We start from the raw sequence: 20766 nt of genomic DNA, 5'->3' as shown, positions 1-20766 counted from the left end.
AAACGTATAGGTGGCGTAAGCATCCAGCTTGCGTGCAACTCGATCGCAAGCAGGAAGATGACGCTATTTCCAAAACGTGACGATTCTAACCAGAATTTTACCAACTAGAAAAAAAAAACAAGCCCTAAAAGGAAGAGTTTTCCACATTGTTTTTTGAACGTAAACGATTGCAGCAATTAGAGATAAGATCAGAGGCGTCAGATATATCATCCGAGGTGGAAAACTTGCTGGTTCCAAACCGTAATGCGGATTGCAGAAGCCTTGTCGGCATGCCCATCGCCGTCAACACATGGCTTGGCGGACTGCTGCCGCTACTGCACGCCGATCCGCTGCTGCAGGCAACTCCGGCAAAATCGAGTGACATCAACATCGATTGCCGATCCGCACCCGGAAAAGAAATACAGCTCGTCGAAGGCAACCGGGCGACCTCACGGCCATGAATGACCAGATCATCGATCGTATCGATGAGCGAGTTTTCGAGCTGATTACGGAGTTTGGTCATATGCAAGGCGTTTTTTTCCCGTTGATCGATCGCCAATTTTAACGCCGCGGCCATGCCTACAATCATCGCGACCGGCTCGGTTCCGGGTCGCGTTTGGAGTTGTTGACCGCCGCCGAACAACAACGGCCGTAGCGCTACGCCTCCCTCCAACCACAATCCGCCAATACCCGTTGGTCCGTGAAATTTGTGAGCCGTGATGGTGACCGCAGAAGCTCCGATTTTTTCAAGCGACACCGGAACCTTCCCGATCGATTGGGTCGCATCGACATGCAGCGGCACATCGAAAGAACGGCAAATGGTCGCAGCTTGCTCTATCGGCTGTAGAACGCCAGTCTCGTTGTTCGCGGTCATCAGCGACACCAGACCACATTTGGTGGTACAGGATTCGATCAGCCCTTCGAGCTCGTCGACTTTCGCAACGCCGTTTGAATCAACGTCCAAGTAGCGAACTTCGCGGCCCGCAGCAGCCAAATGTTGTGCTACCTCCATCACGCTGGGATGCTCAATTCGGCTCAAAATGATAGCGGAATTGGCATCACCGATGCCACGAATCGCCAAATTGTTCGACTCCGTGCCGCCGCTGGTGAACAGAAACCGGGGGCCCCCAGGTTGGTCAAGCTTTGTTTCCAAACAAGATTCGATCGTTTCCATCGACTCATCGATGCAAAGCTGTGCCGCGCGACCGAGCGCATGTTGGCTTGACGGGTTGGCTGGGCCAAGACGAAGCGTTTCGGAAATAACGTCGGCCACGACCGGGTCGAGTGCAGTGGTTGCGTTGTTGTCAAGATAGATCATTCGAGTCAAGGTTCTATCGGAGAATCGTTCGGAAAATCGTTCGGAAAGTCCTCGAGCATTTCTTTGAAAAATTGGTCCGCCAGTTCGTTTTGATCGGCTGCCCGCATGTCTCGAATCAAACCCTCGTATTGCGAGCGTAATGATTGATCGAGCCGCTCGGTCATCTCATCGACCGACCGTTCCGACTGGGCGATTTCAAACAATTTTGGCATCATAATGTACATTTCTCGCTTTGCCAGCTTTTGAATGATTGGCCAAAACACTTTGGCTTTTGCGGGCTGGTCGACACTCCACAGCCGCCAATACGCGCCGCCAGCTATTTTGATGTTCAGTTGGTCAACCAATAGCTCCGCATCGGCAGGCGTTTTTCCAGTAAAACCTCGCGTCATCGAGACCAAATGCCAGAGGTCCGGTGTCTTCGTCGGTGAGTTGATAAGGGCGGTTTGCCGTAGATAGATAGCGGTGGACGGAGTGACGGTCGATCGGTCAATCGGCGTGATTTGTAGGTGAAAAATCGGTAGTTCGTAAAATCGGAATTCGCGAACGGAGAAGGAATCGGGCGAGAATTCGCTACCGGTCACGGCCCCTTGAATGCGGACGAACAAGAACACGAACAGCGAAACGAGCACAGCACTGAGCACAATCACCCAGCGGCGAAGGGAACCTTTTTGCTTTTTCGTAGAACGAATGGGGGCTGATGGTGTGGACAAAACAATGAAATTGGTAGAAGTTGCGGAAAAGCTGAAGAATCGAATCGAACAAAACGATTACCGATTGTACACAACAAAGGAGTCATCAAAGGGCGAGATGGTTTATAACGGTTTCTCAGCGGCATGGGGACGACAAGATTTACAAGCTCGTTTTCCCAGAAACCAGACCAAAAACCAAGTGTCCGGTCGAAGGCTAGGCGGGATCAATTTACCAAATACGAACCGGCCTTATGGGTTACGATTGCGGTCGGCACCCGCGGTAGCATCGGAATTCGATTCGGCAACCGCTTTGGATGCCGAAAACCTAACGAAAGAGCAAAATAGCGAAGAGGATCCACTCGAAAAACGGAAGCGAGTCGAAGCGGTATTGTTCTTGGCGAAGTCGCCATTATCGCTGCGAAAACTATCGCAAATGGCTCACTTGGCGGATGCGACGGAGGCTCGTACACTTGTCCGCCAGCTTAACACGACATACGAAAGTTACGGACGAGCGCTTCGCGTAGAATTGATTGCAGGCGGATATCGTATGATGACGCGTCCCGCTTTAGCACCATGGTTGACCCGATTGGGACATTTGCCTTTAGCGGTAAGGTTGTCAACGCCGATGATGGAAACGCTAGCGGTTGTCGCATACCGGCAAAATGTTTCGCGAGCAGAGATTGAAGCAATACGAGGCGTCGCTTGTGGAGACCTGCTCCGCCAATTAATGGAGAAAGATTTAGTTCGAATTGCAGGACGAAGCGAAGAATTAGGCCGACCGTATTTGTACGGTACTACCAAACACTTCTTGCACGTTTTCGGTTTGCCCAATACAGATAACTTGCCAACCATCGAGTGGCAAACTTTACAAGAAGATTTAGAAGAGTCAGATAAACCTCAAGAGTCCCCCCCTACCGATAGTTTTTCATCAACGAAGGAGTCAGTCGTGAGCACCGCTGTCGCATCGGTTCTCTCCGAAGCCGAATCAGATTTATTGACTAGCGTCGATCCGGTTTTGGCGAATGCCACCGAATTAGATTCGGAACAATGTAATCCTCAATCGATCATCGAGGACGAAGAGGACGAAATATATGGAGACAACGACGACGACGACGAAGATGATTTCGTCGACGATGATGATGACTGGGATGACGACGATGACGATCTTGACGACGACGATGATGACGATCTCGACGACGAAGATCTCGAGGATGACGATCTCGAGGATGAAGATGACATCGACGAAGACGAGCCATCCGACGAATGGGAAGAGGTCGACGACGACGATGATTGGGAAGACGACGACGAAGAGGATGACGACTGGGAAGATGACGACGATGCCGCTGACGATGACGAAGATTGGACGTAGGCAATCGGTTTTGGTCGCGGTTTTGATCGCGTAGTGGATCTTGTTCAAGATCCCGACGTATGAGGATCTTCAACAAAGATCCACTACCGCTATCCTCGTTTTAGCGGACCGCGCCTTTATTCATCACCCAATTTGAACAGATGGCGGAGTGCTTCGAGTAACCCTCGTTGATGTCCGCCGGCGATGTCGTCACGGACCGACGCTAGTGGTGGGTGCAGGAGTTTATTGGTCAATCGTCCAAATGATTTTTCGACCTCAGAAAACACGGACGGATCGACGTTGAGTTGCATCAATTTGTTCCGCAAACGGTCCAATTCGCTTTGTTTGATCTCCTCGGCATTCGTACGAAGCCGTTCGATAATCGGGCCCGTCGAGCGATGGTTTAGCGATGCGATCAGACGAGATGTTTCTTCCGCGATAATCTGTTTCGCCTTAGGGTGTTCCTTTTCTCGCTCGCGGCGGTTGCGGTCGCAGGCAATTTGTAGATCGTCGATCTGGTACAAATAGACGTCCGAAAAATCCCCCAGCTTTGGGTCGAAGTCACGCGGCACCGCCAAATCCAAAACCAATAAAATCCGGCCCTTGCGTTTGTTTTGAATCGCTTGGAAATCGGATGCCGTCAAGATTGGCTCCGGTGCGCTGGTGGTCCCAATCAACAAATCCGCTTCGATTAAATAATCGTGCAGCGATTGCCATGGATCCGCCTGCACATCGAAGCGATTGGCTAATGCTTTCGCTCGCTCGAGGTTGCGATTGATGATCGTGATTTTAGTCGCACCCGCTTGTTTTAGGTAAGGCAACGTTTCTTCGCTCATCTCACCCGCGCCGCAAATCAGGACATGCTTGTCGGCTAGCGAATCGAAGACTTCCGGCACGACTTCGCCCACCGCGACACTGGGGACACTGACGCGGCGACGATGGATCGACGTTTCTTGTTGAACCCGTTTCGCCGTCCGATTGGCAGCTTGGAAAACGGCATGGGTCAGCGGGCCGGCCGATCCGTTGAGACAGGCTAAATTGTATGCCTGTTTGACCTGCGACAAAATCTGAGCTTCGCCAACGACCATGCTATCCAAACTGGCTGCAACGCTAAAGAGATGCTCAATCGCTTCGGGACCGCTGCGGTAGATCATCCGCTCGACGACCTCGTCCGTTGAGATTCGATGTTGATTGGCTAAAAATTCGGCGACCGTATCGCGGGTTAAGTTGTCGGCATCGTCGCGGGACGACGCGTAGAATTCCACCCGGTTGCATGTGCTCAGCAGCACGACTTCCGACGCAGGAAATCGGTCACGAAAATCGGTCAACGCTTTGACAAGATGATCGCCTGAAAAGGAGATGCGTTCGCGAAACTCTACCGCAGCATCATGGTGGCTACAGCCGATCATTTGTAGCTTCATAGGATGTTACCTGCACCCTCAAACAACGCTTTTCCGACTTCCATGCTATTGATTTCACCCGGCGCAGTTTCCGTTTGTCCATGCGATGAAGCCAGCACCCCGAAGAAAGCTAAGATCAAGAACCCGAGGCTCGCTAGCGTCAGGTAAAACGCTTTGCGGCCATGGTTAGCAGGCCGGTAAAAATGTTCGACCGAGGTGGCGATGATGAGCCACACCAGTAACATCAACCCGAACAAGACCCCGCCGCTGGTCCAACCGACGTTGCCCCAGCGATTTAGGTTCATGACCGCTCCCGCGACGACGCCAACCGCTACCGCCGTGGTACTGACAAGCAAACATTGTCGATTCAATCGAGTCAGGGTTTCCAAAGTCGGTAGTCTCAGCGATGATCCAGCGCGTTTCTTTTTGAGTCTCGACGACTGAGCCAGATACATCACCCCGGTCAAGAAGCCGATCAGGACCCCGCCAGCACCAATCGCCATCGCCAACCCATGAATGCTTCGCCATACTTCAGCGGCCTCGCTGCGTGTGAACGGCGTCAGCGGTCGTACGGCCATCGAAAGCCCGATCGTCGCCAATACCAACGGCAGAAAGAACAAGCCGATGATCGTATCAGGTCGCTGTAGGTAGAGAATCAGAAAACTGAAGGCCAAACCGAATGCCAACAATAACGACCAGTCATACCAGCTGGCCAATAAGCCAACATCTCCCGTCCCGCTTCGAGCCGTAATCCGCAAGACGAAGTAAGAGATGTGGGTGAAAAGTCCCAGACTCATCATCACGATGACCAATAGCCCGCGACCGGGAACCTTTCCCAAAAATCGCAGCAATTCGAGGAGGAGCACGACTAGGTAACTTGTCAAAAAACAAGTCACGCTAATCTTGCTGAGAATGGGCAGCATGGGTTTGGATGAAAAAAGGAGGGAAGTCAGGGAGTGATGATTTGCAGCGAAACTCGCCAAGCGGTTCGGCGGAGGTCAAGACGACACCCGAAGGCCCATAGGCTTGGCGACGATCGCTGCGGTGGAAGCGGCGATTTCGCTCGGTTTGAAAAATTGGCTCGGTTTGAAAAATTGGCTCGGTTTGAAAAAATAGCTCGGTTTGAAAAAATAGTTCGGTACGAAAAAATCACAGCCTCGCAGGCCGACACATCGAACGGAAACGCTTTTACACCTATCTTACACACTTTCAAATAGGGTGTCACCGCACCGGTTAGACGAGGAGGAGGATCAACAGCTGCCGCCCTTACGACAACAACTTCGCCGATAATTCCTTGTCACACGCCTGGATCACCCGCTCGATCAACGCATCCGCCTCTTCGCCGCTAAGCGTCCCATCGTGGCGTTGCAATTCGACCGATAACAAAATTCGCTTGCGGTCCGCCCCGTCCTTCTTCGGATCGCGATACGTTTCGCGGTAATCGACGGCCGCCAATTCACTGCCTACCGCCGAGCGAACGACTCGGTCCAGTTCGCTCCAGCGTACCGATTCGGCCAGTACGAAATTCAAGTCGCGTTGGACCGATGGGAAGACGCTCACGCTTTGCTGCTGGGGAACCAACTTCGCCGCTGCCAACAAGGCGACCAACGACAGTTCGGCGGCAACAACTTGTCCAGTGAGCTTCCAGGTCTTGAGAACTTTCGGATCGACCACTCCCAAGTAGCCGATTTCGTGCCCGCCACAATGAACTTGTACGGTTGCTCCTTTGGTCATCCCCAATCGATCGACCGGTTTGACGGAAACCGTTTCGGCAATCCCCATTCGCTCGCACAACGTTTCGATCAGACCTTTCATCTCCAAGTACTCACGACCCGAGACAACGGCCAACGAATACTGCTCGTCCGGCAAGGCTTCCAGTTTGTCGCCAGGCTGTTTTTCACCTGGTAGGTAGATATGAGCGATCTCAAACAACTCCGCATCGAAACTGGCCAATGCCCAATTGTTCGCACGCCCTTCGAGTAGGCTGGGGATGAGCGTTCGGCGTAGACAGCGAGCCCCTTTTAGCATCGGTGTTTCGGTCCTCAGCGACGCCCGCTCGGTCCAAGGACTGACCGATGCATCGAGAGAGTCGGTGACGACGCTGGGGGTCATCGTTTCCGAGATACCGGCTGAGATCATCACGCTCCGAACTCGCTCCATCGCCACATCGAAATCTCGCTTGCTGCTCGGAGCGACGGGGATGGGAGCATCTTCGGGGATCTTTTCGTAACCGTGAATCCGCGCAACCTCTTCTATCAAGTCGGCTTCGCGACTGAGATCATGTCGCCACGAAGGTGGGCGATAGGAGTCGCTGCTAGCGATCGATTCACAACCGAGAGCAACCAAGATCCGTTCGACCTCCTCTCGATCAATACGAATGCCCAAAATCCGCTCAAGCTGGCTCAGTCGCAAGACGACTGGCTCATTGGGGACAAATTTTGCAGCGGTATCGATGGAGCCATTGGCTAGTTGACCACCCGCGGATTCGAGGATCAATTGGCATACTCGGCGGCTCGCCCAATCGACACCCACCGGATCGACGCGACGTTCGAAACGGTAAGACGATGGGCTATGTAATTTCAATTTACGAGCCGTCCGGCGAACCGATAGTGGAGTAAAGATCGCAGCTTCAATCACCAGGTCCGTTGTCGCGTCATCGACTTCCGATACCGCACCACCCATCACACCCGCAACCGCGTTGGCTTGGCGAGCGTCCGCGATCACGCACATCGACGGGTCGAGTGCGTAGGTTCGATGGTCAATCGCTTCGATCGTTTCACCCGGATCGGCCTGACGGATGACGATTTTGTTTTCGGCCAATTTCGAATAATCAAACGCGTGCAGCGGTTGGCCACATTCCATCATCACGTAGTTGGTCGCATCGACCACATTGTTGACCACACCGATGCCCACCGACGACAAAGATTCGGCCATCCAATCGGGACTTTTTCCTACTTGAATGCCTTGAATCACGCGAGCGGTGTAACGGGGGCAACCCTCCACAAACGCGTTTTCGACACTCAATAACGACTCGATCGACGTCGACGACTCCCTTAAATCGATTTTCGGCGTCTTGAGTGGCAAATCGTACAGTACGCTAATTTCACGAGCCACACCGAGATGTCCGAGGCAATCGCCACGATTGCTGGTGACTTCTAGATCGATGACGATGTCTGAATTGACGGTAGTCGTCCCCTCGTGATTGAGCCCCGACAAACTAAGTCGCGAGGCCAAATCTTCGTGTTTCATCGGTAGATCGATGTAGCGAGAGAGCCATTTCCAGGAGACAAGCATCGTAAAAACAACGTTCTGAGGGGGACAAATATGGTGAATTTCGCATTCGAAGCCCGCAATTATGTAGGATAGCCTCCTAGGCTGTCGAGTAGTGACCCCGCCTACTTCATGATCTCATCGCCATACATGGTTCGTAGCGCTCGGGCGACTCGCTTTGCGATCGTTTCGCTGCCTCGCGGATTACTGTGAATGCCATCATCACTAAGCTGTGAATTTGGCATCCACATTCCTGGTGGTGCGATCGGACTCATCACCACGATTTGGCGAAGCCAGGTGTCCGCGATCAATTCGACATCGTACTCGTACGCGATTTCACGCTCTAAACTGGCGAATGGATCGAAAATAAATCCGCGAGGGATTTCCATTAGAATCACCTCCGCGCCATGTTCACGAGCTTTCTCGATCATCGAGACCAAATTCTCTTTCGTACGCCTTCGGCTGTACCCTTTTAGAAAATCATGGCCTCCCAACTCGATCACAACAACCTGCGGATTGTGACCGACCACTCGGTCCATTTGTCCGACAGCTTGCGTTGTCGCAATGCCGGAAAAACCAAGATTTACAACGGGAACCCGAACCATGTTCGCCAGCGGATCGGGATAGCCACCGTCAGGTAACAACCCATCGGTCAAACTGTCACCGATACAGACCACGGGTCGATCCAGTTCGAGTGACAGTGAGCGACTACAATGAACGACCGTTTGCCATTCCCAAAACAGCAAACCCCAAAGCAACCACAAGACACCAACCGACTTCCAAGCAAACCGTTTCAGCTCAACCGGTTGATCTCGTTTCCGAAAACGTACGACGACGATAGCCACAAGCAAGCAACCAAACGCCAGTATGGCTGGGGTGTGTGGAACCAATTTGACAATCAAGATCGTTAAACAGGCGGCAAGCGGCAACCAAGCAGGACGATCACGCATTGCCAATATTGTGTACCAAGCGAGCCAAAACGCGATCATCCAAGGCAACATGCTCGGAAAACTTAATAACGAACCGACCACAGATGCGACAACGGTAAGTGTCCTAAGCACGCCAAAAAGTGAAGTCTTTGTAGGGATGGACTGCGATTTGAGATGCATTTTCAATCTCCTAAGCCTAGCAGTACCCTTCACTGCCGAAGTGAGTGCCCTTGGTCCTTGGGATCAGCTTCCCACTTGGCGACCCGATTGCCAGTCGTGAGCTTGCCAGATGTCGGTACGCCTGTTGCCAGCTGGAGGTGTGATCCGGCCAAGCGTGCGTCGTACCATCGAAGCCGAAACCGAAGGTGTTCATGCGGTTGTTCCGCGAGGACATCATAAAAGTTGCGAGAGTCAAGGCTCGTCAGGCCGAAGTGTTCGCCGATGCCAAGTCCCCTTCTTTCAAAGAGCTCATGCCATGAATTCAGTTCAACTTTCGTTTCCATTGAGAACCAAAACGGATCACTCTTGCTCAAGAATTTCGCCGACCAAGGCGGCGTCGATGGTTAAGGCGTCTTCGGTTTCAGGATCGAGTAGCAGTCCGAAGTCCTCGGGAAGGTAGTCGAGCAGGGTTTCGCCATCGACGACGAAACCTTGGACTTCGTCGAGTTCGGTGAATAGGTCACTCATCTCTTCAACAAAGATTCCCGCATTTTCTTCGGAGGTGAATGCGACAAGGACCTCTTCTTCGTTGATTTCCGCCGTCAACGCTCCCATGCTTTCTTCGTCCTCTTCATCGTCTTCAATGTTGATCAGGACGAATTGAAGTTCCAAGAGTAAAGACCGGATTCTCGATGCATTGCGATCGGCGATCGCGGCATCCAATGCTTGGTTAGTAGATTCAGAGGTCATGGACGCGTTCTCGAAAAAAAAAGGAAGCCAGCCATTTGGTGGCCGCATGGCACCCGCCGTTTTGCGGGCTCGTCTTCTAGTGTACCAAAACCAACGGTGTAGCCTACAGGACTACTCCTTCCACCGAGTACTGACTAAACTACGGTTCTCCCACGAGTCGCCGCGTCTCACCGAGACGCGAAAACAGCTCCTAGTAGCCGCGTCTCACCGAGACGCGAAACCGGCTTCCAGTCGCCGCGTCTCACCGAGACGCAAAACCGGCTTCCAGTCGCCGCGCCTCACCGAGACGCCAAACCGGCTTCTAGTCGCCGCGCCTCACCGAGACGCAAAACCGGCTTCTAGTCGCCGCGTCTCTCCGAGACGCGAAACCGGCTTCTAGTAGTCGCGTCTCTCCGAGACGCAAAACCAGCTTCTAGTCGCCGCGTCTCACCGAGACGCAAAACCGGCTTCTAGTAGTCGCGTCTCTCCGAGACGCGAAACCGGCGTGTCTCGGAGAGACACGGCTACTGGTTCAATTTTTCAGGAAAAACCGCATCTCCTATCGCCTAAATCACCACATTATTCGAGAAGAACGCCAATGTCCGAGCAATATCGTCCTGCCACGCTCGCCCTTCATGCTGGCCAAGTACCCGATCCAACGACCAATAGTCGCGCTGTGCCGATTTATGCGACGACCAGTTATACGTTCAACGATACCGATCACGCGGCCGCTCTTTTTGGGTTGACCGAGTTTGGCAATATCTACAGCCGGTTGATGAATCCGACCGTCGATGTGCTTGAAAAGCGACTGGCTGCTTTGGACGGCGGTGTAACGGGCCTTTGTTTTGCTTCGGGTCAGGCAGCCATTACCGCGGCGATTCTAACGATCGCTCACAGTGGCCAGAATATTGTCAGCAGCACCTCGCTGTATGGCGGAACTTGGACACTGTTCACACAAACGTTTAAGAATCTAGGGGTCGAAGTTCGCTTTTTCGACCCCGATCATCCTGAACAAATTCATGGTCTTGTCGACGAAAACACTCGGCTTGTCTACATCGAAAGCGTTGGCAACCCGAAGAATGACGTCCCTGATTTCAAAGCGATCACCGACGCAGCTCACTCGGCTCCCCACGGTGCACTTCCGGTGTTGTGCGACAACACCGTGATGACACCGATGTTGCTGCGTCCGATCGATCATGGTGTCGATATTGTGATTTACAGCACGACCAAATTCATCGGTGGACATGGTGTTCATATCGGCGGCGCGATTGTTGACAGCGGCAACTTCAAATGGGCTGACCAACCGGAGAAGTGGCCTGAGTTCTGTGGTCCGTCGCCCTCTTATCACGGGGCTGTGTTCGAAGAACATCTGCGGGGCATGGGTAACATCGCTTACAACGTTCATATACGGACTCATTGGCTTCGCGATACGGGTGCCGCGATGAGTCCGTTTGCCGCGTTCCTGTTCTTGCAAGGACTCGAAACCTTGCATCTGCGGATGCCACGCCACTGTGAGAATGCGTTGAAGGTTGCGGAGTTTCTTGAAAGCCACGAGAAGGTTAGCTGGGTGAACTACCCAGGGTTAAAATCTCACAAAAATCACAAGAACGCCGCGAAGTATCTTACCAATGGCCAAGGTGCCATCATGGGATTCGGGATCAAGGGTGGCATCGAAGCGGGCAAGAAGTTTATCAATGCTTGCAAGCTTTGCTCGCATCTGGCCAATATCGGAGACGCTAAAACATTGGTCATTCATCCCGCCAGCACGACGCATCAACAATTGTCAGCCGAAGAGCAACTACAGGCGGGTGTATTACCGGAGTACGTTCGCGTTTCGGTTGGTCTCGAAGATGTCGAAGACATTCTCGACGATCTCAAGCAAGCGTTGGCCCAAGCGTGAAGCGAAGAATAAAAGCGTAAAGCGAAGAAGAACCGAATAACCGAATGTCCGATACCTTTTCCAGTACTGATGATCTACGGACGTCGGGCACGCTTCGGTATGCCCAGTCCGTTGTCTTTGACGAACCTCTCCAGCTTGAACTTGGTGGCGAGATTCCGCGCGTGCGCTGTGCCTATGAAACCTGGGGAACGCTCAACGAAGAAGCTTCCAATGCGGTGTTGGTGTGTCATGCAATTTCAGGCGATTCGCATGCGGCTCGCCATACTGCGGACGATTCCCCAGGATGGTGGGACCGCCTTATCGGTCCAGGCAAGTATATCGATACGGATCGTTTTTTTGTCGTTTGTCCCAACGTCCTCGGCGGGTGCCGCGGAACGACCGGTCCCAGTGATGTTCGACCCAGTGACAATGGGCCCAGTGATGTTCGGCCTTATGGGGCCGATTTTCCTCGCATCACAATTGGGGACATGGTTGCTCTACAGCGAATGTTGTCGAGTCATTTAGGGATCGAAAAATGGCGAGCGATCGTGGGTGGTTCCCTCGGGGGGCATCAAGCATTGACGTGGGTCAGTCGCTATCCTGAGGCAGCCGAATGCTGTATCGCGATTGCATCCTCCCCTCGCTTAACGGCTCAATCGCTGGCATTCGACGTGATCGGCCGCAATGCGATTCAAACCGATCCCTGTTTCTATGACGGCCAGTATTACGACAAACCAAAACGTCCAGACACCGGATTGGCGATCGCTCGGATGCTAGGACATGTAACCTACTTGTCCAGCGAAGCGATGGAACAGAAGTTTGACCCCGATCGCCACGATCCGCGTGAAATCGCATCCAGTTTCGAACAGCGATTTAGCGTCGGCTCTTACTTGGCACATCAAGGCGAAAAGTTCACAACCCGCTTTGACGCAAATAGCTATATCACCTTGTCGATGGCGATGGACCTTTTCGATCTCGGGGCGCATCGACTTGCGTTGATGGAAACATTCGATGCTTCCGAGTGCGAGTTTCTCGTCGTTAGCTTCAGTAGCGATTGGTTGTTCACACCGAAGCAATCGCGAGACATTGTCAACGCATTGACCGCACTCGACCGCAAGGTCACCTATGCCGAGATCACCGCTGATGGTGGCCACGATTCGTTCTTGATCGATACTTACATCGATCAATATGGACCATTGATCCAAGCGAAGCTTGGTCCGATCGATCGAGTCGAGCCGACGATCAATACGGCGGAAGAATCGATTTTAGATTTGATTCCGACCACCGCATCGGTACTCGATCTCGGTTGCGGCAGTGGGCGACTGCTGCGAGCCCTCGCCCAACGAGGCTCCGAACGGCTCGTCGGGGTAGAAGTGGCTCAGGAAAAGATTTTGGCTGCCGCGGCTCACGGTTTGGATGTCATCGATTATGACTTGAATCAAGGATTGTCAGCTTTTATCGACAAACAATTTGATGTGGTGGTTCTAAGTGCTACGTTGCAAGCGGTCGAGAACGTTGAATCGTTGTTCAATGAAATGTTACGAGTCGGCAAACAAGCGATCGTTAGCTTTGCCAACTTCGCGTACAAGGAGCTAAGAGAAGACTTCGTCGTTCGCGGACGGTCGCCGCGAGCACCGGGCGTGTTCGATTTCGATTGGTACAACACCCCCAACCGCCGGTTCCCCAGTATCGCCGATGTGCTCGATTTTTGTGAGACTCGCCATATCACGATTCACCAAAGCATCTATGTCGAAACGGGAACACGGCGTGTGATCGCCGAAACCGACGATCCCAACTTAAACGCTGATACCGCCATTTTGGTGCTTAGTCGTGCGGAGTAAACGGTTAGGCAGCTTCGGTCTTGACCTCGTAGGTGAAATGCTCGTCTTTGGAGTCGATGGCGATTTCGGAGATCGTTTTTCCATCCGCTAGGTTGGCTAAAACCTGAGCCGATAACTCCGGCAGCAACGTACGATTCAAAATGTGATCGACATTTCTAGCTCCGGTATCGACTTCGGTACAACGCGCCAGTATCGCTTGGACGACCGCCTCACTATAGGTGAAGATCGCACCGTAACTCTCACGCACTCGTTGCGCGACCTTGGCCAATTTCAGCCGAATGATGCTGGTCATGACTTCATCATTGAGTGGATAGTACGGGATGATACTTAAGCGCCCGAGGAATGCGGGTTTGAACGTTTTCAATAGTTCAGGGAAGACCGCTTCGATAAACCCGTCTGGATCAGGGATCGTGTCGGGGTCGCTACAAATGCTCTTGATTAAATCGGTGCCCGCGTTGGTGGTCATGATGATAACCGTATTCTTGAAGTCGATGTCGCGGCCTTCGCCGTCTTTCATATTTCCTTTGTCAAAGACTTGGTAGAACACATCTTGAACGCCGGGATGTGCCTTTTCCATTTCATCAAGCAGGACAACCGAATACGGTTTTCGCCGAATCGCTTCGGTCAGGACGCCTCCTTCGCCATAGCCGACGTAGCCGGGAGGCGAACCCATCAGCAGTGCCACTTTGTGTTCTTCTTTGAACTCGCTCATGTTGATGGTGGTCATATTTTGCTCGCCACCATAAAGCAAGTTCGCGAGCGTGATCGCTGTTTCTGTCTTGCCTACGCCGCTGGTTCCGGCCAGTAAGAACACGCCGATCGGAGTGCGTGGATCGCGAAGTTGCGCACGACTGGTTCGAATACTCTGAGCAATACGATCGAGTGCATGCGATTGACCGACGATCGATTCTTCCATCAATGCTTGTAGATTCAAAACGGTCTGAATCTCGTTACTGACCATGCGGCCAACGGGAATACCGGTCCATGCAGCGACCGTTTGAGCGATCGCGGAGGCATCGACGCAAGGAAACATAAGCGGATTCTCGCCTTGAATTTCACGCAGGTTCTGCTCGGCTTCCGCTAGCTCTTTTTTCCATTCGGCTTTCTGTTCTTCCGTCGCTTCTTCGGTTGGCGCTTCTTCGGTTGGCGCTTCTTCGGTTGGGGCTTTTTCGGTTGTCGCTGGTTCGCTCGGCTGCTCGGAGGACCCCTCGCTCGCTTCCGCCTCCTGTTTGTCGCCGTCTTCGGTTTCCGGATCCTCTTCGATTGGTTCCCCTGCGATTTGGTGGCGGAGGTTGCGGATTCGTTTGACGAGATCTCGTTCTTGTTCCCACTGGGCCGTCAGCGTTTCCAGCGATGCTTCTGCTTCGAGCAATCCTGCCTCACTTTCGGCGATCACGTCGCTATGATCGGCACCGGTATCCTGTTCCCGCTTCAGGATTTCCATCGAAACCTTGAATTGGTCGATCCGGCGGTTGGCGTTTTCAATCGCGGCAGGCGTTGCCGTTTGGCTGAGTCCGACGCGCGCACAGGTCGTATCGAGTAGGCTGACCGATTTATCCGGTAATTGCCGACCGGAGATGTAGCGTTTGGACAACTTGACCGCATCGACAACGGCTTCGTTCAAGATGCGTACGTTGTGGTGAGCTTCGAGAGTGCTGACCAAACCACGCATCATCTCGACCGCAGGTCCTTCGTCGGGTTCCTCAACTTTGACAACTTGGAATCGACGGGCGAGTGCAGCATCTTTTTCAAAGTACTTTTTGTATTCCGCCCAAGTCGTAGCCGCGATCGTGCGCAGTTCGCCACGAGCGAGTGCAGGTTTTAGTAGGTTGGCTGCGTCGCCTTGACCCGCTTGCCCACCAGCTCCGATCATCGTGTGGGCCTCGTCGATGAACAAGATAATCGGTGTCGGAGATCCTTTTACTTCGTCGATCACTCCTTTGAGCCGATTTTCAAACTCGCCTTTCATCCCCGCTCCTGCTTGCAACAGCCCCAAATCGAGTGATCGAACCGAAACGTTGCGGATCGACGGAGGGACATCACCCGCTGCGATGCGAAGGGCAAATCCTTCGACGACTGCCGTTTTACCGACACCGGCTTCCCCGGTCAAAATGGGATTGTTTTGACGTCGCCGAGTCAAGACATCAATGATTTGACGAATCTCGTGGTCACGGCCTAACACGGGATCGATCTCTCCCGCAGCAGCTCGCTGGGTCAGATCGATTGTGAATTGATCGAGCGCTGGAGTCTTCGTTAGACCCTGTTTGCCAACCGGTTGCCCGCTGGCGGAAGAGGAGGTAGCACCGGATGTAATCGGTACATGGTCTTCTTCGGAATCGACCAACAAAGCGGCGAAATCACGGGAAATCGCATCGGCATTGATCTTCTCGAACTGACTCGATGCATCGTGAGCACTGCCGCGAAGGGTTGACGACGCCAACAGCGATATCAACAAATGACCACTACGAACCTTACCGACGCCTTGATCGATCGATCCAAAAAGCCAGGCATCCCGAATCAGGTCGACAACGTTGGGTGAAAGTGCCGGCGGCCGACCATTGCCCGTTTTAAACCGGTCGATCGCTCGGTTCAGATCGGTGGTCATCTTCCCAACGTCCGCACCCGATGCTTTCACACAAATCGTCAAATCAGAACGATCGTTTTCCAGTAATTTCAGTAGCCAATGTTCAATTTCGATGTTGTAGTTGGTTCTCGATAGACAGAGTCCCGCGGCCGCTTCGAGTGCGGTGCGGCAGGTGTCGTTTAGTTTTCCTACGAGTTCTTTCAAATTCACTTGGGGCATCGTTGTGTCTTCTTTCAAGTTCGAGAAAAGGAGTTTGAGAATGAGGTTGGTGATCCATCATGATGGAATACGGCATCGTCGCTGTCGCGAGTTGGCGTTTGGCTGCAAAGCCAAGTGTTCCAGCCTAAATTGGCACCGATATCGCTGTCCGCCGACTCATCGATACCGCCAAGTTGACAACGTGGAATTTCGCTGGCCATCAAGACAACTTGGCAATCAAATGAAAACTCGCAGCCCACATAGCTGCGGATCAACTGACAGATGGGTACCAATTGGTCGCCCGTTGGCATTAAACGTAAAAACTCACGATAGCGAACCAAGCCAATGCGTACGCGAAATTTCGATGAGGCATCCCAAGTTTTTTCGCCCAGTACGGTGTCAATACCGAGCTGGCTATGTCCGCCCAACGTACCAAGCCGGGATTGCTCACTCGGCGGTAACAACAACCATTGACCGTAAAGCGATAGAACCCGTGTCGGCAAACCGAGGAAATCGGCGATGATTTGCTCGAGGGATTCTGCGCATGGGCAATCAGCGAATTGGCCGCCATAGTAGATCGAGACATCGTCGAGGATTTCGAGTTGGTCACGAACGTGCTCGGTTCCGCGTCCGACAATCGATAACAGGACTTCGCGAAGTTTATCAGCATGAGGATCTTCTGAGCGCAATCCTCGTTCAACACCGACCGATACAAATGTTTTTTCCCAAGCTCGGTAAAAGAGCGACAGTTGACGATGCGAGAACAAATCCAAAAAATCTCGAAGAGCAACGTCTTTGTGTCGAACTCGGTCAATCACAATTTGAGTGTAGTGATTTGGTAGTGCACCAACGGGACCGATCAATCCCCAAAATGCAATCTCCATCTCGATGGGTGCACCGGGCTTCGGCGTTCGCAATTGATCAATCGCTTCCTCTTCGATCTTCGCTTCTTCGCTGGTTGTGTCACGCTCTTTGACTTGCTCATGATCGAGCACGAGAGCGCGACAAGGCTTGACATTGGTGATTTCGGACGAAGGGAATTTCAAAGCGGGCAGGGAGCGGAAGCGGATTGCTTCATCGGAGGCATTTTTGATGGTCCCAATTTCGTTTCCCTTCGCACCAAGTGACCGCGCACCATCGGACGCTAGCAGTAAACGAACTGCTTGAAAGAAACTGAATCGATGCGGCTGTTTGATAAGCCGGTCGATTACAGAAGCGTTTTTCTTCCGGATCGGGCTGGCCATTTCGCAATCGATTCTTCACGAAGGGTACTACGCAGATTGACTCGTGTGAACGAGTTAATGGAGGCATAGAGGGCAAGGAATTGTTCAAGCACGGCACCAAACAGGTAGGCACCACCGCTGCTCAATCGGTCTTCATCGATCAAAACATCCAAATCGAGACCACGGCAAAAAGTCGCTCCGCCCACGCCACCACCCCCGCGGTCACAGCGCGCGACACCATGCTCGCAAGTCAACGAGCGAAGCGAATCGATTCGTTGGCGAATATCGCTGCCTTGGATAAAGTCATAAAGACTAAGAATTTCTCGCATCGCCGATGCGCCCTCTCGTTTGTCGAACAGCGAAACATGCCCGAGGGACAAATGGCTGATCAAACGCCAATAGGTCGCTTTGCCAAGTGGCGGACGGACGGTCGAGCGAGGTTGGGTGACACAGCGTGGGGCTTCGATCGGGCCACCGCGAACGAGTTGTAAACGAGGTCGTCCACCGCCGAATTCCAATCGCTCGGGCAGGTTTCGACTGGTGCAAAGCGTTTGCACGTCGAGCACGGTCCCGGCCGAAATTGACGGCTGAAAATCGAGGTCGACGATTGACAAATACATATCCGTCGCCCGGTCCGTCTCCCCGCCGCTCAATTCCGCAGGCCGCCGGTGCTGATGATAAAAGCCTCGACGCTTGTCTCGTTCGGCTGCATGACGAATCGAATAAAACGGATGAAAGACGACTTCTTTTTTATCGCTGTCAATCGATGTCACCCGAGTGATCGTATGAACTTCAAACGCACGCGGTTGCCGCGCGTCAGGTACAATCCGATACTCCGGGACACCGTGTGTTAACCGTATCGGTTCACATCGATGTTCGAATAGGTTGACAAGGGGGGTGCATCCCAAGCGGATCGAATCCGCCGCAACAAACGGCTCGATGTCTCCTAGGTGACGTTTCATCAGAACATACACGTGCAGGTGTTCGCCGAAGCCACTCAATTGCTTCGGGTCGATGCCATCAACGTCAAAAAACATGAACTTCTCGGGAGCCGCGAAGTATTCCGTTAAAAGCCGATAGCCATTGAACGTCCGCGGCTGCGTCGGGATCAAGCCCTGATCCTGAGCAAACCCTACCGGCTTGATCGACTTGCTGCCTAGGCGAATAGGATTTTGGTCCTCGGGCGAGCGAGCGAGCAATACCTCGACAGCGCAGCCGTGAATCAGTTCGTACAAGTCCATCGCCGATCGCGACAAACCACGAATGAAAAAACGTAGCTGATGAATATCCATTGTCTCCACAGGCACACTCGAGCGAAAACTCTTCAGGTGCAGATGCAGACACGATTCGCTTTTGGCCAGACTGTCGGATGGTGGGCATGAAAACGGTTGGCCGCGATAGGAAGCCGATTCAACTTTTAATGGAAACAACTCGACTGGATAAGCGGTGCGGAATTGGCAGACACCGTCTTTGGTTGATTCACTCTCGACTCGTTCATCCGCCTCAATTCGATATCCGGCAACCAAGTCGGCTTGCCGACGATCGAGCGAGAACTCGGCGATCGCGGTCGAGGGGATCGGTGCCAGGTAATGCGGATAGAGCACGCTCAAAAGTGCATGCGTGATTTCAGGAAAATCATCATCGATTTTGAGTCTCGTTCGTGCTGCCAACAATGCGAACGATTCGATGATACGAGACACGTGCGGGTCTTCGGAAAGATCGTCACCGAATCGCAATCGGCCCGCAATCTTTGGATGCTCGGCGGCAAACTGAGAACCAAACCGCCGCAGGAACTCAAGTTCCTGGTTGTAATAGGGTAGCAAGCGGTCGGTCATCGTCGGACTCCCTTGACCAAAAAATCCCCCATCGTCGCATCCAAGCGGCTATCGTAGGCCACCGGTTCAGGTGTCGGGTCGACTCTCAGCATTGCATCGATTCGAAATCGCAGCGTTCGATCCGCAGAGTTATTTGAATCGGCTAGTTGGACTTGAATGTTCATCAATCTTGGTTCGAACGCCTCAATGGCTCGTTGAATCATTCGTCTTAGTACTTCTTGTTGTTCACGCGACCCAGTATTGATTCCAACACAATCGGGAATACCATAGGCCATCAGCGATTTGGATAATTGTTCAAGACCTTTGGGCCATCCCGTTGCACGACATCGAGTGTTCAGCAGGCTTTGCAGATCCCGGCCGACACTTGCCTTCATCTGCTGAAGCACCTGCGTGCGGTTGGCTGGCATCTCGGTCTTTCGATCGGGTTCCAAGTCGATCAAGCGATCGAGAATGCTGGGGATCAATCTTGAATCGGTGGGGATTCGCGACATCGATTAGGACTCCTGACGCTCGATCGATTCGAGTTGCATGAAAGTCAAATCTTGATTGCCCGCGAGCAGCATTTTTTGTCCTCGCCCACGCACGATGGACTCGTGTGTTTCCACCCAATCGGTACTGCGCCCGAGACGTAAACTTTCGTCTTCAGCAACGGGCTGACTTGGATCAAGATAGATCGCCGGTAGATAGACTTCACCATCCGGCCCCGATTCGATCGACAAGGATGCTTGCCGCCAAAGCAAATCTGCCGAGCGCTTGGGCGGATGGACCTCCATCGATAGAATTTGATCCCAGGCGATCCAAAAGTACTTTCCCGTCGAAGTGTGAACTTCTAAGATCGGAGCGAGCAAATCGTCGAGATCACGCAACTCCCCGACCGCTTCTCCATTCACATCCCATGTCGTAGCGGCTCTTGCAACCGTGGTATCGACGTCGGTTTGATCTTGAATCAATGCCGCCGCTTCGCCTAAGTCGCCTTCGCGGATTGCGGCGAGTGCGAGCAGGTGTCGTTTGATGACCGGGTTCGGTTCACCAATGAACTCGGGAACACGACCTTCGAAAAAGCATTCGCGGCGAGCCATTTCCGCTCGGACGAGTTGTCGAAACAGTGCCGCACCGAGTGCCGCATTGGGATCTTGGTTGCTAACCGTTTCCATCTGCCGTTCGGCGCGTTCCAAATCACCGGCAATGCACGAGATTTCAGCCAGCTGGAATCGCAAACCGCTGTTGGCCGGATTCTTCTTCACCAAGGCAAGTGACTGCGCGAGCGCTTCGTCTAGCTTTCCGGCTTGGAACAGTGTTTGGGGAGTTTCGGACATTGAATCTCTTTCGTTTGAAGTGTTTTTTACCGCCCATCCGCAAAGGAGCATCCCTTTGCGGGTAGGATC

15 protein-coding genes are annotated in these 20766 nt (G+C 52.9%); 3 read left to right on the top strand and 12 right to left on the bottom strand.

Annotated features, from left to right (window positions below; all coding sequences use genetic code 11):
- Positions 1–124: 124 nt before the first annotated feature.
- Together Q31b_RS01780 and Q31b_RS01775 are read right to left on the bottom strand one after the other, a co-directional pair.
- Entirely contained in the window at positions 125–1297 is a 1173-nt protein-coding gene (locus tag Q31b_RS01780; RefSeq protein WP_146597951.1) for a cysteine desulfurase family protein, read from the bottom strand.
- 5 nt (positions 1298–1302) lie between these two features.
- Positions 1303–2007, bottom strand: coding sequence for a hypothetical protein (locus Q31b_RS01775; protein WP_146597950.1), 705 nt, complete (start codon positions 2005–2007; stop codon positions 1303–1305).
- Positions 2008–2011: 4 nt separating this feature from the next.
- Here Q31b_RS01775 and scpB point away from each other — a divergent pair, with 4 nt between their 5' ends.
- Positions 2012–3355, top strand: coding sequence for an SMC-Scp complex subunit ScpB (gene scpB / locus Q31b_RS27785; RefSeq protein ID WP_231617225.1), 1344 nt, complete (start codon positions 2012–2014; stop codon positions 3353–3355).
- Between the two features lie 116 nt (positions 3356–3471).
- Here scpB and hemA read toward each other — a convergent pair whose 3' ends face one another.
- The 5 genes from hemA to Q31b_RS01740 form a co-directional block, all read right to left on the bottom strand.
- Positions 3472–4755, bottom strand: a complete 1284-nt coding sequence (hemA, locus tag Q31b_RS01760) for a glutamyl-tRNA reductase (RefSeq protein ID WP_146597949.1) — start codon at positions 4753–4755, stop codon at positions 3472–3474.
- Positions 4752–5657 carry a cytochrome c biogenesis protein CcsA gene (locus Q31b_RS01755; RefSeq protein ID WP_146597948.1) on the bottom strand — a complete coding sequence of 302 codons (906 nt, stop codon included), beginning with the start codon at positions 5655–5657 and terminating at the stop codon, positions 4752–4754. The genes hemA and Q31b_RS01755 overlap by 4 nt, the downstream gene beginning before the upstream one ends.
- A gap of 343 nt (positions 5658–6000) precedes the next feature.
- Complete coding sequence (gene pheT / locus Q31b_RS01750) at positions 6001–8028, bottom strand: phenylalanine--tRNA ligase subunit beta (RefSeq protein WP_146597947.1); 2028 nt, start codon at positions 8026–8028, stop codon at positions 6001–6003.
- Between the two features lie 101 nt (positions 8029–8129).
- Positions 8130–9113 (bottom strand): GDSL-type esterase/lipase family protein, encoded by a 984-nt coding sequence (locus Q31b_RS01745; RefSeq protein ID WP_146597946.1) that lies wholly within the window; start codon positions 9111–9113, stop codon positions 8130–8132.
- Positions 9114–9452: 339 nt separating this feature from the next.
- A complete protein-coding gene (locus tag Q31b_RS01740; protein ID WP_197170760.1) occupies positions 9453–9842 on the bottom strand; it encodes an SseB family protein in 390 nt (129 codons plus the stop codon).
- 577 nt (positions 9843–10419) lie between these two features.
- Between Q31b_RS01740 and Q31b_RS01735 the strand changes: the two genes are divergently transcribed.
- Entirely contained in the window at positions 10420–11721 is a 1302-nt protein-coding gene (locus Q31b_RS01735) for an O-acetylhomoserine aminocarboxypropyltransferase/cysteine synthase family protein (protein ID WP_146597944.1), read from the top strand.
- 44 nt (positions 11722–11765) lie between these two features.
- Positions 11766–13541: a homoserine O-acetyltransferase MetX gene (metX, locus tag Q31b_RS01730; protein WP_146597943.1), complete on the top strand. Its 1776-nt coding sequence runs from the start codon at positions 11766–11768 to the stop codon at positions 13539–13541.
- Between the two features lie 4 nt (positions 13542–13545).
- Here metX and tssH read toward each other — a convergent pair whose 3' ends face one another.
- From tssH to Q31b_RS01705, 5 genes are read right to left on the bottom strand one after another with little or no spacing between them, the layout of a single operon-like run.
- Positions 13546–16344 (bottom strand): type VI secretion system ATPase TssH, encoded by a 2799-nt coding sequence (tssH, locus tag Q31b_RS01725; protein WP_146597942.1) that lies wholly within the window; start codon positions 16342–16344, stop codon positions 13546–13548.
- 14 nt (positions 16345–16358) lie between these two features.
- Positions 16359–17567: a type VI secretion system baseplate subunit TssG gene (gene tssG / locus Q31b_RS01720; protein WP_146597941.1), complete on the bottom strand. Its 1209-nt coding sequence runs from the start codon at positions 17565–17567 to the stop codon at positions 16359–16361.
- Positions 17531–19381 carry a type VI secretion system baseplate subunit TssF gene (gene tssF, locus Q31b_RS01715; RefSeq protein WP_146597940.1) on the bottom strand — a complete coding sequence of 617 codons (1851 nt, stop codon included), beginning with the start codon at positions 19379–19381 and terminating at the stop codon, positions 17531–17533. Before tssF ends, tssG begins: the two co-directional genes overlap by 37 nt.
- Positions 19378–19872 carry a type VI secretion system baseplate subunit TssE gene (gene tssE / locus Q31b_RS01710; protein ID WP_146597939.1) on the bottom strand — a complete coding sequence of 165 codons (495 nt, stop codon included), beginning with the start codon at positions 19870–19872 and terminating at the stop codon, positions 19378–19380. The genes tssF and tssE overlap by 4 nt, the downstream gene beginning before the upstream one ends.
- A gap of 3 nt (positions 19873–19875) precedes the next feature.
- On the bottom strand, positions 19876–20697 hold the full coding sequence (locus Q31b_RS01705; RefSeq protein ID WP_197170759.1) for a type VI secretion system accessory protein TagJ: 822 nt from the start codon (positions 20695–20697) through the stop codon (positions 19876–19878).
- Positions 20698–20766 lie beyond the last annotated feature (69 nt).

This window comes from Novipirellula aureliae, from assembly GCF_007860185.1.
Taxonomy (GTDB): Bacteria; Planctomycetota; Planctomycetia; order Pirellulales; family Pirellulaceae; genus Novipirellula_A; species Novipirellula_A aureliae.
Note: the sequence above shows the minus strand (reverse complement) of the source record. Positions and strands in the feature narration are given on the sequence as shown.